13 protein-coding genes are annotated in these 18,153 nt (G+C 65.4%); 10 read left to right on the top strand and 3 right to left on the bottom strand.

Translation table 11 applies throughout. The features are described from left to right. Positions 1–44: 44 nt before the first annotated feature. On the bottom strand, positions 45–416 hold the full coding sequence (locus KF783_RS11360; RefSeq protein WP_294079383.1) for an SDR family oxidoreductase: 372 nt from the start codon (positions 414–416) through the stop codon (positions 45–47). A 107-nt stretch (positions 417–523) separates the two neighbouring features. Here KF783_RS11360 and KF783_RS11355 point away from each other — a divergent pair, with 107 nt between their 5' ends. The 4 genes from KF783_RS11355 to KF783_RS11340 all read left to right on the top strand — a co-directional run bounded on the left by KF783_RS11355 (position 524) and on the right by KF783_RS11340 (position 6,786). After that, a complete protein-coding gene (locus tag KF783_RS11355; protein ID WP_294079382.1) occupies positions 524–1,543 on the top strand; it encodes a substrate-binding domain-containing protein in 1,020 nt (339 codons plus the stop codon). A 245-nt stretch (positions 1,544–1,788) separates the two neighbouring features. Further along, positions 1,789–3,060, top strand: coding sequence for an MFS transporter (locus KF783_RS11350; RefSeq protein ID WP_294079380.1), 1,272 nt, complete (start codon positions 1,789–1,791; stop codon positions 3,058–3,060). A 52-nt stretch (positions 3,061–3,112) separates the two neighbouring features. Further along, positions 3,113–5,614 (top strand): TonB-dependent receptor, encoded by a 2,502-nt coding sequence (locus KF783_RS11345; protein ID WP_294079378.1) that lies wholly within the window; start codon positions 3,113–3,115, stop codon positions 5,612–5,614. A 95-nt stretch (positions 5,615–5,709) separates the two neighbouring features. Next, the gene (locus tag KF783_RS11340) at positions 5,710–6,786 is read left to right on the top strand and encodes an alpha/beta hydrolase fold domain-containing protein (protein ID WP_294079376.1); all 1,077 of its coding nucleotides are present in this window, start codon (positions 5,710–5,712) and stop codon (positions 6,784–6,786) included. Between the two features lie 72 nt (positions 6,787–6,858). Here KF783_RS11340 and KF783_RS11335 read toward each other — a convergent pair whose 3' ends face one another. After that, positions 6,859–8,007 carry an alpha-hydroxy acid oxidase gene (locus KF783_RS11335; protein WP_294079374.1) on the bottom strand — a complete coding sequence of 383 codons (1,149 nt, stop codon included), beginning with the start codon at positions 8,005–8,007 and terminating at the stop codon, positions 6,859–6,861. 115 nt (positions 8,008–8,122) lie between these two features. Here KF783_RS11335 and KF783_RS11330 point away from each other — a divergent pair, with 115 nt between their 5' ends. Both KF783_RS11330 and KF783_RS11325 read left to right on the top strand, forming a co-directional pair. Further along, positions 8,123–8,554, top strand: coding sequence for a heme-binding protein (locus tag KF783_RS11330; protein WP_294079372.1), 432 nt, complete (start codon positions 8,123–8,125; stop codon positions 8,552–8,554). Next, on the top strand, positions 8,551–10,059 hold the full coding sequence (locus KF783_RS11325; RefSeq protein WP_366511735.1) for an AMP-binding protein: 1,509 nt from the start codon (positions 8,551–8,553) through the stop codon (positions 10,057–10,059). Before KF783_RS11330 ends, KF783_RS11325 begins: the two co-directional genes overlap by 4 nt. A gap of 54 nt (positions 10,060–10,113) precedes the next feature. Here KF783_RS11325 and KF783_RS11320 read toward each other — a convergent pair whose 3' ends face one another. Next, positions 10,114–12,309 carry a TonB-dependent receptor gene (locus tag KF783_RS11320; RefSeq protein WP_294079370.1) on the bottom strand — a complete coding sequence of 732 codons (2,196 nt, stop codon included), beginning with the start codon at positions 12,307–12,309 and terminating at the stop codon, positions 10,114–10,116. A gap of 287 nt (positions 12,310–12,596) precedes the next feature. On the opposite strand from KF783_RS11320, the gene KF783_RS11315 reads away from it, so the two are divergent. The 4 genes from KF783_RS11315 (at position 12,597) to KF783_RS11300 (ending at position 18,150) form a co-directional block, all read left to right on the top strand. Beyond that, complete coding sequence (locus KF783_RS11315; RefSeq protein WP_294079368.1) at positions 12,597–14,222, top strand: AMP-binding protein; 1,626 nt, start codon at positions 12,597–12,599, stop codon at positions 14,220–14,222. Between the two features lie 79 nt (positions 14,223–14,301). Then, positions 14,302–15,756, top strand: a complete 1,455-nt coding sequence (locus KF783_RS11310) for a 3-hydroxy-3-methylglutaryl CoA synthase (RefSeq protein WP_294079366.1) — start codon at positions 14,302–14,304, stop codon at positions 15,754–15,756. A 1-nt stretch (position 15,757) separates the two neighbouring features. Continuing rightward, positions 15,758–16,972 carry an acetyl-CoA acetyltransferase gene (locus KF783_RS11305; protein ID WP_294079364.1) on the top strand — a complete coding sequence of 405 codons (1,215 nt, stop codon included), beginning with the start codon at positions 15,758–15,760 and terminating at the stop codon, positions 16,970–16,972. Further along, complete coding sequence (locus KF783_RS11300; protein ID WP_294079362.1) at positions 16,969–18,150, top strand: acyl-CoA dehydrogenase family protein; 1,182 nt, start codon at positions 16,969–16,971, stop codon at positions 18,148–18,150. Before KF783_RS11305 ends, KF783_RS11300 begins: the two co-directional genes overlap by 4 nt. The last annotated feature ends 3 nt before the right edge of the window (positions 18,151–18,153 follow it).

Here is an 18,153-nt window from a genome sequence, read left to right as displayed (position 1 = left end):
CGGATTTTGGTTGGATAATCTTGACAGTCAAGATGAAGGGCGGCTCATCCCACGGCGAGTTTGATCGATGATCCCCCGTCCACGGGCAGGATCGCGCCGGTGATGAAGCCGGCCTCGTCGCTGGCGCGGAACAGGGCGGCGAAGGCGGTATCGGCGCCGCTTCCCATCCGCCCGATCGGCACGTTCTTCGCCCGCTTTTCGTGGATGACGATCTCGCGCTGGCGGCTGGTCAGGCTGTTCGCGCGTGAGAGGATGTAGCCGCCCCAGCTGCCGAATGGCGCCATCGCCGGCTGGTTGTGCAGCATCGTGCGGAACATGGCGTAATCGCGATCCCGCTCTGCATAGGGCGCGATCAGCGCGCGCTGATCCGCGTCCAGTTCGTCGTCCGTCAGGGGCGCAAGTACGACGTTGCTCATCGGACGTTGTTCCTGCCCTGTGAAGACGGGAACCCCGCACCGTCGCGGCGCTTTCGGATTGCTTTGACAGCCGGAGCCGCCGCGTTATGCGATTGCGGCCAAGAGACATGAAATCCGCAGATTCCGAGGGCGCCCCGAAACGCATCACGTTGAGCGACGTCGCGCGCGCTGTGGGGGTTTCGAAAATCACCGTTTCGCGGGCGATGCGCGACAGCCCGCTGGTGCGTGCGGACGTGCGGCAAAAGGTCCGCGAGACGGCCGAGGCGCTGGGCTACCGCGTCAATCTGGCGGCGCGCGACCTGCGCCTGCAACAGCGGCGGCGGATCGCCGTGATCGTCGAGATGAAGGTCAGCGAAGAGCGACCGATGTACGATCCCTTCCCCCTCGCACTGCTGGGCGGGATCGTGCAGCAGTGTGCAGCGGCGGGATTTGCCGTCGTGCTTGCCACCGGCGATCCCGAAATGGCCGCCGAAGCGCGGGACGCGAGCGGCATCGTCGTGCTGGGGCAGGGCGCAAACCACCAGATGGTGCGCTCGCTCGCCGCGCTCGAACTGCCGCTGGTCGTGTGGGGTGCGGATGATGGCACCGAAACGACGATGGGCGTGGCGGTCGTGGGCAGCGACAATCGCGAGGGCGGGCGACTGGCCGCCGCGCACCTGCTCGCGCGGGGGGCGCGGCTGATATTTCTCGGCGATACGTCGCACGCCGAAGTGGCCGATCGCCTTGCCGGTTTTCGAGAGTCGATCGATGGCAAACGGGGCGCCGCACTCGTCGATGTGCGAAGCTGTGACTTCACCCGCGAAGGCGGCCGATCGGCGATGGAGGCGGTGCTGGCGGGCGGCGCGGCGTTCGATGGAATCTTCGCGCAGAGCGACCTGGTCGCGATCGGCGCGATGGACGCGCTGAATGCCGCGGGGATAGCTTGGCGCGACCGGATCGCGGTCGTCGGCTACGACGATTCGCCGGCGGCGGCGGCGCATCGGCCGCAATTGACCAGCATCCGGCAGGACTGGACCGCCGGTGGCCGCTTGCTGGCATCGGCGATGCTCGCGCAACTCCATCCCGCCCGGCATCGCTCCCCCGAATCCCATATCCTGCCGGTATCCCTCACCCGTCGCGAAACGTGAAGTGGAAAATGACAACGATATCATTTTTCTGTGGCAACGGCTGGCGATCACTGATACCCGGAGCGTTCGCGCACCTGCAAACATGCAAGGGCGACGGGGAGGGGAAATTCCGATGTCTGGCGGTCTTCGAGCGTTGGGCGAGCGCGAGTCTTGCGCCCTCTGAGGTTGATGCCGACGCGATCCTGCGCGGTTTCCCCCAGTTCTGATCCCCGGTTCCCGCCGCACGTTCGGGCAGGGGGCGTCGCATGAGCGCGACGCTCCCGCGTCGGGAACGGCGCTGGCCGCTGGTGGCTGCACTGGCGCTGACCTATGTCACCTTCGCGATCCTGCTGAACAGTGTCGGCGCGGTCATCCTCCAGTCGGTCGCCACCTTCGGCATCGACAATGGCCGAGCCGCCGCGCTTGAGGCGTTCAAGGACCTGCCGATCGCCGTCATCTCGTGCATCGCGGCGGCGGCGCTCCCGCGGATCGGCTATCGGCGCGGCATGATGCTCGCGCTCGCGCTGGTGATCGCGGGGACGGCGGCGATGCCGCTTCTACCGTCCTTCGCGACGGTGAAACTGTTGTTCGTGCTCACCGGCATCGGGTTCGCCCTGGTCAAGACATCGACCTATGCGACGATCGGGCTGATCACGCCCGATGCCCGGTCCCACGCTTCGCTGACCAACGCGATCGAGGGGATCTTCATGGTCGGCGTGCTTGCAGGCTATTGGCTGTTCGCCGCCTTTATCGACCCGCGCAATCCGGCGTCGCCCGGCTGGCTCAACGTCTATTGGGTGCTGGCGGGGCTGGCGGCCGTCAATTTGATGCTGATCCTCAGCAACCCGTTCGACGAGAGCGATGCAATCGATCCGAACTCGACCGGCATTCGCGGCGATATGCGCGCGATGGCGGGCCTGCTGGGTCGGCCGTTGATTCAGGTGTTCGCGCTGTCCGCCTTTCTCTACGTTCTGATCGAACAGGGCGTGGGCAGCTGGCTCCCGACCTTCAATGCCGAGGTGCTGCACCTGCCGCCGGCGATGAGCGTGCAGGCGGCCAGCCTGTTCGCCGGGGCGCTCGCGGTCGGGCGGCTGGGCGCGGGGGGGCTGATCCGGCTGGTCGGATGGTTCCCGGTCCTTGCCGGGTGCCTGTGCGGGGTAGCGCTAGTCATCCTGCTGGTGGTGCCGCTCGCTGGCGCCGCGCCGCCCCAGGCGCAGATGAGCTGGGCGACGGCGCCGGTGTCGATCCTGGTGATGCCGATGATCGGCCTGTGCCTGGCACCGATCTACCCGACGCTCAATTCCGCCATTCTCTCGTCGCTGCCGCGCGCGCGCCATGCGGCGATGACCGGCCTCATCATCGTGTTTTCAGCGCTTGGGGGCGCGACCGGTTCCTTCCTGACCGGAAAGGTCTTCGCCCTGCTGGGCGGGGTCAGCGCCTTTCGGCTGGTGCTGATTCCGACCGTTTCGGTCCTGTTGCTGTTGCCAGTGCTGCGTATCCTGTTGGGCAGGGATCAAATGCCCGTTCAATCCGAATGATGTTGGCTTTGGGCTTCGCCAATCGCGGCGACCCGGGAAAAGGAACGACCACATGAACATGCTGACACGCTTCAAGACGACGGCTTCGGCGCTCTCGCTTGCACTGGTTCTGATTCCCGCGACGGCATTCGCCGCCGGCCCCGGCACGGCCGGCGAAGCCGATCCGGCCGCGCCGGCGCAGGACGGCACCGCGCCGGCCGATACTTCTTCAGGCTCGAATGATATCGTTGTCACCGGGACCGCGTCGAAGGGCCTCAAGCGGCTGGATGCCGGCTTTTCGATCACCACGGTCGATGCCGAGACGATCCAGCGCACGACGCCGCTGAGCACCGCGGACGTGCTGAAGACGGTGCCGGGTACTTACATCGAATCCTCCGGCGGCGTCGCGGGTCTGCGTGTCGGCGTGCGCGGCTTTCCGATGAATGGCGGCGGCCAGTTTTCGACCGTGCAGATCGACGGAACGACGCTGCTGCCGCCCAATACGCTGAGCTTTATCGAGAGCTTCAGCATGTTCCGCATCGACGATACCGTCGAACGCGTCGAGGTGCTGCGCGGCGGTCCCAGCCCGATCTTCTCGAATGGACAGCCGGGTATCACGCTCAACTTCATCCAGAAAACCGGAAAGGATACGCCGGAGGGCAGCGCGCGGGTGACCGTCGGGGCCGAGGGGCTCTACCGGTTCGACGGGTTCGTGGGGGGCAAGATCGGCGAGGGCTGGTACGCGACGGTCGGCGGCTTCTACCGGGTCAGCGACGGCGTGCGCGACCCGCAGTACAAGGCGGACCAGGGCGGCCAGATCAGCGGCACGCTCACCCGCCGGTTCGACACCGGCGAAATCACCTTCTGGGCGCGGCGGGTAAAGGATTCGAACATCTTCTTCACCGGCGCGCCGCTGCTGGTCGGCACCGACGGCAAGCTGCGGCCCTATTCCTATTTCGATCAGCGCAAGGACACGCTGGCGGGTGAGGATACGCGGCTGCTCACCTTCGAAACCTCGGCCGGGACCACGCCCGGTACGACCGGCTTCGACTTTTCCGACGGGCGCACGATCGACCTGACCCAGTTCGGCGGCAATTTCGAATTCACCCCCGGCGACTGGCGGATTTCGGGTAAGGTCGGCTATCTGACCGGAACCACCGATACGCGGGCGATCTTCACCAGCGCGGTGCCGACCACGATCAGCGCCTATATCGCGGGGCGCGTGACCGCGATCAACGCGACGCCGTCGATCGTCGCCGCCGGGGGCGTCGCGACCGGCGGCACCGCCAAATTCTCGTCCTCCGGCGCGACGATCACCGACGGCAACCAGCCGGTGATCGTCGCCGGCTTCTGGGCGGTGGACAAGAGCGTCGAAACCTTCACAACCGATCTGCGGGTCAGCCGCGATCTGGGCGATCATGCGATCACGCTGGGTTCCTATTTCGCCAGCCACCGGATCGGCGACCTGTGGTATCAGGGGAACAACGCGCTGCTGGCGTTCGAGCCGAATGCGCGGCGGATCGACGTGACGCTGAACAACGGGGCGCAGATCACCAAGAACGGCTTCACCGGCTTTGCCACCAACAATTTCAGCGACAGCTTCAGCGGCACCAACATCGCCGGCTTCCTGGCCGACGAGTGGACGGTGAACGACCGGCTGCGCATCGATGGCGGCCTCCGACTTGAACATTACAAGGTGAGCGGCAGCGTCGGGCTGGCGTCGAACAGCAATCTCGATGGCAACGTCCTGACGGTGTACAATAACAGCGTTTCGGTCCTGAACGGCCAGACCCGCAGCGCCGACTATTCGAAGACCCAGCTGTCCTACACCGCCGGTGCGAACTATTATATCACGCCGCGGGTCACCAGCTTCCTGCGCATCAATTCGGGCTTCCGCTTCCCGACCTTCGACGAGGTGCAGGGCGGGTTCCGTACCGTGCAGAAGATCAAGCAATATGAACTGGGCTTCAAGACGGCGAGCCGGTTCCTCGATGCGTCGCTGACCTTCTTCCGCAACGACTTTGTCGGGCAGACCTATTCGCAGCAGATCGTCAATCCGACGACCAATGCGATCACCACGGTCATCGCCGTCGCCGGATCGCGGACCTGGGGCGCGGAGCTGGAGGGGGCGATCCGGCCGGTGCAGAACCTGTCGATCGGGTTCAACGCCACCGCCTTCCGCGCGCGGTTCCGCGACATCGATTCGGGCGTCGCGAGCGGCGTGCAGAATGGCTACAAGGTTCCGCGCCAGCCCGATTTCCAGGCGCGGATCAGCCCCAGCTACACGGTGCCGTTCGATGGCGGCGACTTCACCCTGTTCGGCGCATATACCCATTCCGGGTCCCGCTTCTCCGACATCCAGAACCTCCAGAAGCTCCCGGCCTATGACACGCTCGACCTGGGTGCGGCGGTGAAGTTCGACAAGGTCGAGCTTCAGCTGACGGCCACCAACCTGACCAACACGCTGGCCCTGACCGAGGGCAATGCGCGCATCGTCGGCACGACCGGCGGATCGGTGATCGCGCGGTCGAATTTCGGCCGCTCGTTCCAGGCGACCGCCGTCTATCGCTTCTGACGCCCGGGGCCCCGCAGGGCAGGGATGTGCTGCGGGGCCGTGATCGCTAGGGTGCGGGCCAAGGAGCGGGAGGCGGATCCATGGGGAGTAGATCGATGAGAGAAGATAGCGGCGTTCGCCGCGCGGGGGCGCGCACGATGCTGGCCGCCCTGCTCGCCTGTATCGCGTCCGCCGCGCCCGCGCAGCAGGCGGCGGTGGTCGATGTGCCGGCGTTCGCGCTACCCGTCTCCAATCAGTTGAGCGCGGAGGCGCGGGCCGTGCTCGCCCGGATGAAGGGTGCCGCCGCGCCGGCAGAGATCGCCGGCGACGTCGCGAAACAGCGCGCCTTCTACCAGAGCTACAATGACGACCGGCTGGCAGAGATGCGGCGGCATTTTCGCACTCGGGAACGCCGGGAGAAGATGGGCGGCGTGACGGTGGACATTGTCGATCCCGCCGCCGGCATCGCGCCGCGAAACCGGGGCCGGGTGCTGATCAACATTCATGGCGGCGCGTTCATGTGGGGATCGGGAAGCGGTGCGTTGGTCGAGGCGATCCCGATCGCGGCGACGATGGGCGTGCGGGTGATCACCGTCGATTACCGGCTCGCCCCGGAACATCGCTATCCCGCCGCGTCGGAGGATGTGACCGCCGTATACCGCACCCTGCTCAAGCGGTACCGGGCGGCGAATATCGGCATCTATGGCTGCTCCGCTGGCGGCGTCATCACGGCCCAGGCAACGGCGTGGATTCGCAGCATCGGCCTGCCGCGCCCCGGCGCGATCGGAACCTTTTGCGGCACCGGCTCGCCCTATTCGGGCGATTCGCCCTATCTGGCCGGGCCGACGACCGGTGGCGCGCCGCTGGCCGCGCCGCGCCTGCCGGACACGCTGCCGACCGCCTATCTTGCCGGTGTGCCGGCCGCGGATGACCGTGCCTATCCCCTGCTGTCCGACGCACAGACGCGCGCGATGCCGCCGACCCTGATGCTCGCCGGCAGCCGCGACTTCGCGGTGAGCGCGCTGACGCTGGCGCACCGGCGGCTGTCGCGGATGGGCGTGGACAGCGATCTCTATCTGTTCGACGGCCTGCCCCACGCCTTTTTCGTGTGGCCCGACATGCCCGAATCGATGGAAGCCTATGCGGTGATCGCCCGCTTCTTCGACCAACATCTCGGCACACCGCGCCGATAGAAGGAAGCGCGTCTCCAGCGCTGGCGGAGGGCGGCGCGGGGCCGCCTGCGCGTCAACCGTGGCGACACCGGGTCAGCGCCATCGCAGGTTGCCCCGGCCGAGTTCATCGACGGATCGTTTCCCCATCAATTTCATGTCGCGCACCAGCTCGGCACGCAGGTTCGCGATCGCGCGCTCCACACCGGCCTGACCCGCTGCGGCGAGCGCATAAAGATAGAGCCGACCGCCGGAGCACGCCTTTGCGCCTACGCTGAGCGCCTTGAGCACATGCGTGCCGCGACGGATGCCGCCATCGCAGATCACGTCGATCCGATCACCGACCGCATCGACGATCTCGGCTAACTGGTCGAACGGGGCGCGGCTGCCGTCGAGCTGGCGACCGCCATGGTTGGAAACCATGATCGCCGTCGCGCCGATATCGACCGCACGCCGCGCATCATCGACCGACATCACGCCCTTCAGACAGAATTGTCCGCCCCATTCGGCGCGAATCCGCTCGGCGGTCGCCCAGTCCATCGACTGGTCGAGCATCGTGCTGAAATAGTCGGAGACCGAAAGGGCGATATTGGATCCTTCGCTCACATGATCCTTCAGGTTCGACAGTTCGAACCGCTCGCGCAGGAAGTAATTGGCGGCCCAGGCAGGATGCGCCGCGAAACTGGCTATCGATGCCAATGTCAGCTTCGGAGGCGAGGTGAAGCCGGTACGCAGGCACCGCTCGCGATTGCCGCCCACGATGGTATCGACGGTCAGGGCGATCGCGTCGAACTTCGCCGCCTTGCACGCGTCGATCATCGCCTGGTTCAACCCCTGATCCTTATGCACGTAGAGCTGGAACATCTTGGGGGTAGAGATGGTCCGGCCGATTTCCTCGATACCGACCGTCGCCAGGGACGAAATGCCGAACCAGGTGTCTGCTGCCTGGGCAGCGCACCCGACCGCCCGCTCTCCCTGCCAGTGGAACAGGCGCTGGAGCGCCGTCGGCGAGAGCATCAGCGGCATCGAAATCCGCTTGCCCATCACCGTGGTGCCGAGATCGATCTGCTCGACGCCGGCAAGGACATTGGGGACCAGGTCGCAACGGTCGAACGATTCGGTATTGCGCCGGCGCGTCACCTCGTCGTCGGCGGCGCCGTCGATATAGTGGAAGATCGGACCGGGCAGGCGACGTTTCGCCAGTCGCCGGAAGTCCTCGACATTATGGCAGTCGCTCAGTCGCATGCGATCCCCCTATCCCAAGTGAGAGCAAAGGTCGAGATAGTACGTGTGCGAACTTTCTCGACGGCGTTGCACCGAGTGGCTAGAGCGGATCCGTTGAACGCGGAAGGAATAGGATATGGCAGGCAGTGTGACCCTGGATCAGGCGGTGGCGATGATCGGAGCGGCGCTCGATGAGGCCGCTCGCCTGAAGCTGAACCCGGTGACCGTCGCCGTTCTGGATAGCGGCGGCCACCTGGTCGGTCTGCGGCGACAGGACGGCAGTGCGAACCTGCGCCCGCAGATTGCGATCGGCAAGGCGTCGGGGGCGCTCGCGCTTGGTGTCTCGTCGCGACGGATCGGAGAGATGGCGGCCGAGCGACCGAGCTTCATCGCGTCGGTTGCGGGTCTCGCCGCTGACGGCATCGTACCGGCGGCAGGCGGGGTGGTGGTCGAAGACGCCGCCGGCACGACGATCGGTGCCATCGGGGTGACGGGCGACACGTCCGACAATGACGAGGCGTGCGCGCATGCCGGCATTGCCGCAGCCGGACTTATCGCGCGCGCATGATGCCATCGTCCAAGGATGCGCTCGCGCGGCATCGGGCGGCAACGCCTGACAAGCTGGCGGTGCTCATGGCTGATGGCAGCGCGGCATTGACCTATGAGCAGCTTGACGCGGAGGCCTGGAGGATCGCGCACGCCCTGCGCGACCGGAACCTTCGCGACGGTGCGACGATCGCGCTCCTGCTCGACAATCACAGCCGGGTGCTGACCTGGTGGTGGGGCGCCCGGCGTGCCGGCCTTTACTATATCCCGTTGAGCACGAAGCTGACTCCGGCCGAGATCGCCTATATCCTCGACGACGCCGGGGTGAAGCTGTTGATCGCCGACGACGCCAATTCTTGTCTGGCGCGGGATGCAGCCGCCGCGGCGCGGGACACCGCGCACGTAGTTGAGGTCGATGCCGTCAGCTTGACGGGTCTCGGCGATTTCGGCGCTCTGGCTGCCGCGATGACCGGGCGCGAACTGATCTATTCTTCGGGTACAACCGGCCGGCCCCGGGGGATCAGGCGGCCGCTGGCTCCTGCGGTCGATGATGCGCCACTTCCTGCTCTGGAGCGCAGGATGCGTGCGCTGTTCGAAATCGATGCGCGGACCATCTATCTCTCGGTCGCGCCACTCTATCACGCGACCGGCCGCTTTCTGAACCGCGTCGTTGAAGAAGGCGGCACGGCGGTGATCCTGCCCATGTTCGACGCGCGCGATGCCCTGGCGGCCGTCGCGCGCCATCGGGTAACCCACACTCAATGGGTGCCGACGATGTTCGTTCGCCTGCTCGCGCTCGATGAGCCGGTGCGACACGGGTACGATCTGTCCAGCCACCGCGTGGCGCTTCACGCCGCAGCCCCCTGCCCCGAACCGGTCAAGCGCCGGATGATCGAATGGTGGGGACCGATCCTCCACGAATATTATGGCGGATCCGAAAATGCCGGCGTCACCTTCATTCGTGCCGAGGAGTGGCTGGCGCGCCCGGGGTCCGTCGGCCAATCGATCACCGGCGCGATCCACATCCTGGACGAGCGGTCGCGCCAGCCATTGCCACCGGGCGAGACTGGCGAAATCCTGTTCGAAGGAGGCGTCCCCTTCACATATCTAGGCGAAGAGCGTGGAACGTCCGACCTGCCCAATGGGCTTGCGGGATATGGCGACCTGGGCTGGGTGGATGCGGACGGCTATCTCTACATTAGCGATCGGCGGTCCGACCTCATCATCACCGGTGGTGTGAATGTCTACCCAAGCGAGGTCGAGTCCGTCCTCGACGCGGATCTTGAGGTGGCGGAATCCGCCGTGGTCGGTTTGTCGGACCCCGAATATGGTCAGCGCGTCGTCGCGTTTGTCGTACCGATGCGATCCCTGGCGGCTCGGCAGCCGCTGGCCGCGGCGCTTTTGGGCCGGTGTCGGGCGCAGCTGTCGGGGATCAAATGCCCGCGTGAGATTCGTTTCGTCGATCAGCTTCCGCGCAACGAAAACGGGAAGGTCCTGAAGCGTGTGCTTCGAGACCTTCCCGAATAGCGGCGAAGCGCCGCCGCGCCGGACAGGCGACAAGGCCGCCTGTCCGTCCCCCGGTTAGAAACGATAGCCTGCGGTCAGGCCATAGGTCCGCGGCGGAATGAGGACGCCGTTGACGATGCCGCCCAGGGCGTTCGATTGAAGCGAACGCTGACTGGCGGCATAGGTGTTGCCGATATTCCGGACGAACGCCGTGAACCGCCAGTGATCGCCGGTTTCGAGCGTCACGTTGGCGCCGAACACGTCATAGGCCGGCTGTACCATCGGCGCGTTGTTGTAGATGTCGAAATAGGTTTTGCCGGTCCGGCGCCAGTCACCGCGCACGGTTACCCGGTTGCCGTCGAGGTCCCACCCATATTCCGCGCCGAGATAGAAGGAGTAGAGCGGCGCCTGCGGCACCTTGTTCCCGCCGATATCGATCAGGCCGAGCGCGGACCGGTTGGGATCGATGGTCAGATAGGGCGAGAATTTGCTGTCGAGGATCGAGCCGTTGCCATCGACCCGGAAGCCGCCGAGCTTAAGCTCGAACTCAAGTTCGATGCCCTGGATCCGTGCGTCGCCGGTGTTGAGCACGAACGTCCCTGGCGTGGGCGCGCCGAGCTGAACGGTCTGCTGAAGCCGTGAATAGTCGTAGCGGAAGATTGCGCTTCGCAACGTCAACGCGCCGTTCATCGTCCGCGCGCGTAGCCCGGCCTCGTAGTTGGCGATCGTCTCGGGTCCATAGGGGGCCTGCACGGTGCCATAATTGTATCCGCCGCTCTTGAAACCCTGCACATAGGTCGCATAGGCGCTGACATAGGGGCTGAATTCGTAGTTGATCGCGAATTTCGGCGTCCAGGAGTCGAAGTTCTGCGAGCGGTTGAGCGGATAGCCCGCCCGCAGCGTCGTCGGAATGAAGCCGAAGTTCGACATATTCGCCGCCGGCCATGGCGTGGTCAGATCGATCGCCGAAATTTCATTGAGCGACCGCTTCGTTTCCCAGCTGTAGCGTACGCCCGCCGTGACCGAGAGCTGATCGGTGATGTTGAACGTTCCCTCGGCGAACAGCGCCCACGCGTCGGCGACGAGGTTCGCCTGCGACCATGTACCCTGAACCGGGAATGGCGAGCTGGTCACCCCGAACAGGCTGCCCTTGATCGCCGAGCGCAGCGACGGGGTCTGCGATTCGTAGAAATGCGTGGCGCCGACGATCCAGTCGAAGACCTTGCCGTCTCCTGCGAGCTGGAACTCCGCATTGTACGATCGTGAATTCTCGCGGAACAGGCTGCGCGCGCAGAAGGTTCCGCAACCCACGCCATCGACCAGCAGGGTCCCGTCTGCATGGCGATAGCCGCCGATCACGGTCGCGGTCAGATAATCGTTCGGGCTGTAGGTGGCGACGATCGAAACGCCGGTCGTATCGAGCTTGTTGATCGGGTCGGACGGCTGCGAAACATCGCGCGATCCGAACAGGAAGGGGATCGTCGGCACGACAAATCCCGGCTGGATGGGATTGACGACATAGTTGCGGTCGTCGGCCTTGTAATGTTCCGCGCTGAACCGCAGCGAGAATGCGTCGCTGGGCTTCCATAGCAGCGTCGCGCGGACGGCCGCAGTCGCCCGGTTGCCGTTCCGCGAACCGGTCTGGAAGTTATAGGCATAGCCGTCGTGATTGACCGTCTGGACGGCGATCCGCCCCGATAGTGTATCGGTGATCGGACCGGAGAGCGCGCCATCGACCTGGATGTGCTGATAATTGCCGATCGTGACATTGAGATAGCCAGACGGATCGGGCGTGGGATTGCCGGTCGTGATCAGCAACGCGCCGCCGGTCGCGTTGCGGCCGTACAATGTTCCCTGCGGCCCGCGCAGAACTTCGATCCGGTCGATGTCGAACAGGCTTGCCAGCTGTGCCGACGGGCGCGCGACATAGACCTGATCGACATAATAGGCGACACGGCCTTCATCGCCCGGACGGATCGGGTTGAAGCCGATGCCGCGGATCGAGATACGGCTACCGCCGAAGTTGGACCCGATGAGAAGGCCCGGGACGCGACCGCTGAGCGACGTCACTTCGGTGATGTTGTCGCGGGCGAGTATGTTCGAATCGACCACCGAGATGGCGACCGGCGCCTCGTCGAGCAGGACATTGCGGCGCAGCGCGGTAACGGTGATCTCGTTTTCGTTCTGGACGGGCGGTTTGGTCCCCGTCTGCGCCTCACTCGGTGTCGGCTCGGCCGCCGCCGGACTTTCTGCCGAAGCGGGTTCGGCCACGGCTGCATCGGCAGCCCGTTCCGCGGCGGATGCGGCTCCCGCATGCATCAGTACGACCGCCAGCAATGCCGATCCACCGGCCCGGCTCGTAAGCGAATTCAAGAAGCGAGCTTTCATGTCTACCTCCCCGTCGTGCGGCTTGCGCGTTCCGATTGCTGTTATGGTATGCTTCGCAACCGTATGGTACATATGCGTACTACTTACTGCGGGCGTGTCAAGGCATACGCCACGTAGGGGGAACGAGAGGAGGCAGATCGTTGCGAAACGACAACATTGCGCACAAAGATATGTGTGCGACGCCGGCATCGATAGCGACAAGCCCGGCTTCCCCCCGGGGCAACCCCGGCCCGCTCGCCTCTGGACACTGGCATGCGCGACTCGATCCGTCGCTGATCGACACGACGATCGGCGCGATGCTTCGCGATGCGGCGCTCCACGCGCCCGACGCCGTCGCGCTTGTAGAGGGTGATGCCGCGGGGCGCCGCCGCCGCTGGACCTATCGCGAACTCCTTGCCGATGCGGAGCGAGTCGCGGGCGGATTGCTGCGGCATTTCGCGCCGGGCGAGCATGTCGCGGTGTGGAGCCCGAACCGGCCGGAATGGGTGATCCTGGAATATGCCGCCGCGCTTGCCGGACTGGTGCTGGTCACGGTCAATCCCGGCCTGCACGGGAACGAGCTGTCGCATGTGCTGCGTCAGTCGCGGGCGGCGGGTCTCGTCTACGCGCATGCTCTCGGGCATGAATCGGGCGTGGTTGATCGCGTGGCGGCGCAAAATCCGCACATTCGGACGCGATTGCCGCTCGATACCTGGCGGGAATGGGCGACGGCGGCGCCCGCTTCGCTGCCCGCCGTCTCTCCTCAGGATATCGCGTGCATCATTTTCACCTCCGGAACCACCGGGCGGCCGAAAGGGGCGATGCTGCGGCATCATGGCCTGGTGAACAATTATCGGTTCCATGTCGCGCGGCTCGGTATGATGGCGGACGACGTGCTGCTGTCACCGATCCCGCTTTTCCATGTCGGTGGTGCATGCATGGCGGTCCTGTCTGCATTGTGCGCGCGCGCAACCCTGGTCGTCGCGGAGCGGCCTGCGCCCGACCTGCTGCTCGATCTGTGCCGAAGCGAAGGCGTGACGGCGATGATCGGCGTGCCGACGATGTTTCTCGACATGCTGGCGCGTGTCGATGCGGCGGCAACACCACCCTCTCTGGCGCGGATCATGATCGGGGGCAGCTCGGTTCCGCCGCTGCTGATCCGCGAGCTTGAACAGCGCCTCGGCGCGAGCGTCCACAACGCCTATGGGCAGACCGAAAGCGGCTCGATCATCTGCGCGACCGAGCCGGGCGACACGCCGGCGACGATCGGCGAGACGGTGGGCCGCCCATTTCCCCATGCCGAGATACGGATCGTCGCGCCCGATGGGGCGACGCAGGCGATCGGCGAGCCGGGCGAACTCCGCCTGCGGGGCTATCAGGTGATGGCGGGCTATGTCGATATGCCGGAGGAGACGGCGACCGCGCTCGACGCTGAGGGCTGGTTGCACACCGGCGACATCTGCACGATGGATGCCGAAGGGCGCGTGCGTGTCGTGGGCCGGCTCAAGGAAATGGTCATCCGCGGCGGCGAGAATCTGTTCCCCGCCGAAATCGAGGAAGCGATCCGCAGCCATCCGGACGTGATCGACGTCGCCGTGGTCGGCGTGCCTGACGCGCGGCTGGGCGAGCAGGCCGCCGCCTTTGTCAGGGCCGGAGATCCCGCGCTCTCGGGCGACCAGCTCGTCGGCTATCTGAGCGGTCGGCTGTCGCGCGAGAAAATCCCGGCCCACTGGCGGTTCGTCGATGCTTTTCCGCTCACCGGAAGCGGCAAGATTTTCAAGCCGGCTTTGCGTGAGATGTTCGTCGTCCACCCCTGAGGCGCGACCATGCCATTGCATAAAGTACGTATGCGTACTATCTGCCATTTGGAGATGAAGCGGGGGCCGGGACGACCAGATGAGTGAATTCGGGATTCTGAAGGCAGGGGCCTATGTTCCGCGACTGCGCCTCGATCGTGCGGCGATCGCGGCGATGCACGGATGGATGGCGCCGGCGCTGCGCAGCCTGGCCAAGGGCGAGCGTGCCTTTTGCAGCTGGGACGAAGATGCGGTCACCATGGCGGTCGAGGCGGCTCGCGATTGTCTGGACGGCGACGCCTCGGGCATTGCTGCACTCGCACTTGCATCTACCAGCTTTCCTTATGCGGACCTCCAGCATGGCGCGCTGATCGGTGCGGCTCTGGGCCTGGCGCCGGGCCATGCGGCGATCGATATCGGCCATTCGCAACGTGCCGGAACCACCGCGCTGGCGCAGGCGCTGAAGGCGGGGGAGGAGGCGCTTGTCGTCGCCAGCGATCGCCCGGTCGCCAGGCCGGCCAGCACGCAGGAAATGCTTTATGGAGCGGGAGCTGCCGCATTCCGCATCGGCACCGGCGAGATCATTGCCCGGCTGATTGCCGCGTCATCGGTGGCCGAGCCGTTTATCGATCATTTTCGTTCCTCCGGCGCCCGTTACGATTACTTCTGGGAAGAGCGCTGGATTCGCGATGAGGGCTATCTGAAGATCGCACCGCAGGCGGCCGGAGCGGTGCTCGACAAGGCCGGTCTGGAGATCGGCGACATCGCCCACCTGGTCATGGCATTGCCGATGCGCGGTGCGGTGGACGCCGTGGCACGCAAGATCGACTTTTCCGGAACTGTTGCCGACTCGCTGGACGGTCGCAGCGGCTATGCCGGTTGCGCGCATGCGCTGCTGATGCTGGCGGGCGTTCTCGAAACTGCACGGGCGGGCGAGCGCATCCTGGTCATCGGCTTTGGTCAGGGCGCGGACGCAATCGTGCTTGAAGTGACCGGCGCATCGGATGGTCGAACCGGGCGAAACGGCTTGTCGGGGGCGCTTGCCGAGCGTGTTCCGACGGACAGCTATGGCCGCATGCTTTCCTTTTATGACGGGATCGACCTCGACTGGGGCATGCGCGCGGAGAAGAGCGCGAAGACGATCCTGACCGAACAATATCGCGCGTCGGACCAGATCATGAACTTCGTCGCCGGCCGTTGTGGCGAATGCGGCGCGATCCAGTTTCCCCAGCTCCATTATTGCGTGTCGCCGGGATGCCAGGCGCCCGCAGCGCAGTTCGCGCAGGTCTCGCTCGCCGACGCACCGTTCGAGGTGATGACCTTTACCGCCGACTGGTTGTCCTATCATCCTGCGCCGCCACTCCATGTCGGCTTCGTCCAGTTCGAAAACGGGGCGCGGCTGATGATGGAAATGGTCGATATCGGTCCCGACGGCATCGATGTCGGCACGCCGCTCCGCGCGGTCTTCCGGATTCAGGCCCGCGATCGCGAGCGCGGGTACAATCGCTACTTCTGGAAGGCGACGCCGGTGCCGGCGGCGCGAGGGGACGTTTAACATGGCTACCGGTATCAAGGACAAGGTCGCGATCCTGGGGATGGGCTGTTCGCGGTTCGGCGAACGATGGGATGCGGATTCGGCCGGTTTGATGGCCGAGGCGTTTGACGAAGCACTGGCCGATGCCGGAATCGAGCGCGGTCAGATCGATGCAGCCTGGTTCGGATCCTGTTACGATGCGATCAATGTCGGCAATTCTGCGATCCCGGCATCGTCGGCGCTGCGACTTGACGGCATCCCGTTCAGCCGCATGGAGAATATGTGTGCAACCGGCACCGAGGCGCTTCGCGGGGCGGCCTATGCCGTCGCCTCCGGCGCGGTCGATATCGCGCTCGCTATCGGCGCGGAGAAATTGAAGGACACCGGCTATGGTGGCCTGCCGCCGCCCTTCAAGGGGACGTTCAACGACCAGTGGCTGCCGATGGGATCGGCCCCGGCGGGCTTCGCCCAGCTTGCCGGCGGCTATCGCGCGAAACATGGCGTCTCGAAGGAAGACCTGAAGCGCGGCATGGCGCACATCTCTTGGAAGAGCCATCAGAACGGCGTGCTCAGTCCCAAGGCGCATCTGCGCAAGCCGGTGTCGATGGACACGATCCTCAACGCCCCGATGATCGCCGAGCCGCTTGGCCTGTTCGATTGCTGTGGCGTGTCGGACGGCGCGGCCTGCGCGATCGTGACCACGCCTGAAATCGCACGCGCGCTCGGCAAGCGCGATCTGGTCACCATCAAGGCGATCCAGCTGTCGATCAGTTCGGGCATCGAAACGACGACCGACACATGGGACGGCAGCCATGTGCGCAACACGCGCAACGCCGCGTCGCGGGCCTATCGGGAAGCGGGAATCGACGATCCGCGTGCGCAGATCGATCTTATGGAGGTTCATGACTGCTTCTCGATCACCGAACTGGTGACGATGGAGGACCTGTTCGTTTCGCCCGACGGACGGGCGGTCGCCGATATTCTGGACGGCTTTTATGACCGCGATGGCGGCGGTGTCCCGTGCCAGGTCGATGGCGGGCTGAAATGCTTCGGCCATCCGATCGGTGCGTCGGGCCTGCGGATGGCGTATGAAATCTATACCCAGCTGCTGGAACGGGCGGGCGAACGCCAGATCAGCCGACCATCGATCGGCCTGACCCATAATCTGGGCGGCGTACCCTATCTCGGCATCGCGGCAATTTCGATCCTCGGGCTGCACGACGCGGGACGGGCATGAGCGAGCCGTCCTATCTGCGCGACGACGGGTTCGCCGCGCCGCGCGCGCTCTTCTCGGAGGAGCATGAGATGTTCCGCCAGACGGTCCGCAAGTTCGTCGAGGACGAACTGGTGCCGCACCATGGGGCGTGGGAAGGTGCGGGGGTCGTCCCGCGCGAGGCGTGGCGGCGTGCGGGCGAGATCGGTCTGCTCTGCCCCAATGTGCCGACCGAATATGGCGGGATGGGCGTCGACTGGCTCTTCAACGTCGTCGCGATCGAGGAACTGGCGCGTGCCGGGATCACCGGCCCGGGCTTCATGGTCCATTCCGAAATGGTCGCCCCCTACATCCTCGGCTTCGCGAGCGAGGATACCAAGCGGCGCTGGCTTCCCAGGATGGTGACCGGAGAGGCGATCGGTGCGCTCGCGATCACGGAGCCGGGTGCCGGGAGCGACGCCAAGAACGTCCGTACGCGCGCCGTGCGCGAAGGCGACGATTACGTAATCGATGGACAGAAGGTCTATATTTCGAACGGCCAGCTTGCCGATGTGATGGTGCTCGCTTGCAGGACTGACCCTGGCAGCGGCGCGCGGGGTGTTAGCCTGATCGCGCTCGATACCAACCAGCCCGGGCTCAAGCGCGGACGCAATCTCGACAAGATCGGGATGAAGGCGCAGGATACCTCCGAGATTTTCCTCGAAGGCGCGCGTGCGCCGGCCTCGGCGCGCCTTGGCGAGGAGGGCGGCGGCTTCGCGATCATGATGACGAAGCTGGCGCAGGAACGGCTGACCCAGGCGGTGCGCAGCATCTGCGTCTGCGAGGCTGCGCTGCGCTGGACGGTCGCCTATACCGCCGAGCGCAAGGCGTTCGAAGGCACGATCGGCGACTTCCAGAATACCCGCTTCGTCCTTGCCGATCTGGCCGCCGAGACACTGTCCGCGCGCGTCTTCACCGATTGGTGCATCGCCCGCTTCATGGCCGGCGAACTGACCCCGGTCGAGGCCGCAAAGGTCAAGCTGGTGGTTACCAACCTGCATGTGAAGGTCGTCGATCAGTGCCTCCAGTTCTTTGGCGGCTATGGCTATATGACCGAATATCCGATCGCGCGCGCCTATATCGATGCGCGTGTCACGCGGATCGCCGGCGGCGCGGCGGAAGTGATGAAGCAGATCATCGGTCGCGACCTGTTCGGCGGCTGACCC

The organism is Sphingomonas sp., from assembly GCF_019635455.1.
GTDB lineage: Bacteria > Pseudomonadota > Alphaproteobacteria > Sphingomonadales > Sphingomonadaceae > Sphingomonas.
The sequence above is the reverse complement of the archived record's forward strand: the minus strand, read 5'-3'. Positions and strand labels throughout refer to the sequence as shown.

Excerpts from the sequence above, each read along its gene's own strand:
- KF783_RS11300 (WP_294079362.1), top strand. The coding sequence starts at position 16,969 with ATGAGCGAGCCGTCCTATCTGCGCGACGACGGGTTCGCCGCGCCGCGC.
- KF783_RS11315 (WP_294079368.1), top strand. The coding sequence starts at position 12,597 with ATGTGTGCGACGCCGGCATCGATAGCGACAAGCCCGGCTTCCCCCCGG.
- KF783_RS11310 (WP_294079366.1), top strand. The coding sequence starts at position 14,302 with ATGAGTGAATTCGGGATTCTGAAGGCAGGGGCCTATGTTCCGCGACTG.
- KF783_RS11330 (WP_294079372.1), top strand. The coding sequence starts at position 8,123 with ATGGCAGGCAGTGTGACCCTGGATCAGGCGGTGGCGATGATCGGAGCG.
- KF783_RS11325 (WP_366511735.1), top strand. The coding sequence starts at position 8,551 with ATGATGCCATCGTCCAAGGATGCGCTCGCGCGGCATCGGGCGGCAACG.
- KF783_RS11345 (WP_294079378.1), top strand. The coding sequence starts at position 3,113 with ATGAACATGCTGACACGCTTCAAGACGACGGCTTCGGCGCTCTCGCTT.
- KF783_RS11355 (WP_294079382.1), top strand. The coding sequence starts at position 524 with ATGAAATCCGCAGATTCCGAGGGCGCCCCGAAACGCATCACGTTGAGC.
- KF783_RS11305 (WP_294079364.1), top strand. The coding sequence starts at position 15,758 with ATGGCTACCGGTATCAAGGACAAGGTCGCGATCCTGGGGATGGGCTGT.
- KF783_RS11350 (WP_294079380.1), top strand. The coding sequence starts at position 1,789 with ATGAGCGCGACGCTCCCGCGTCGGGAACGGCGCTGGCCGCTGGTGGCT.
- KF783_RS11340 (WP_294079376.1), top strand. The coding sequence starts at position 5,710 with ATGAGAGAAGATAGCGGCGTTCGCCGCGCGGGGGCGCGCACGATGCTG.
- KF783_RS11360 (WP_294079383.1), bottom strand. The coding sequence starts at position 416 with ATGAGCAACGTCGTACTTGCGCCCCTGACGGACGACGAACTGGACGCG.
- KF783_RS11335 (WP_294079374.1), bottom strand. The coding sequence starts at position 8,007 with ATGCGACTGAGCGACTGCCATAATGTCGAGGACTTCCGGCGACTGGCG.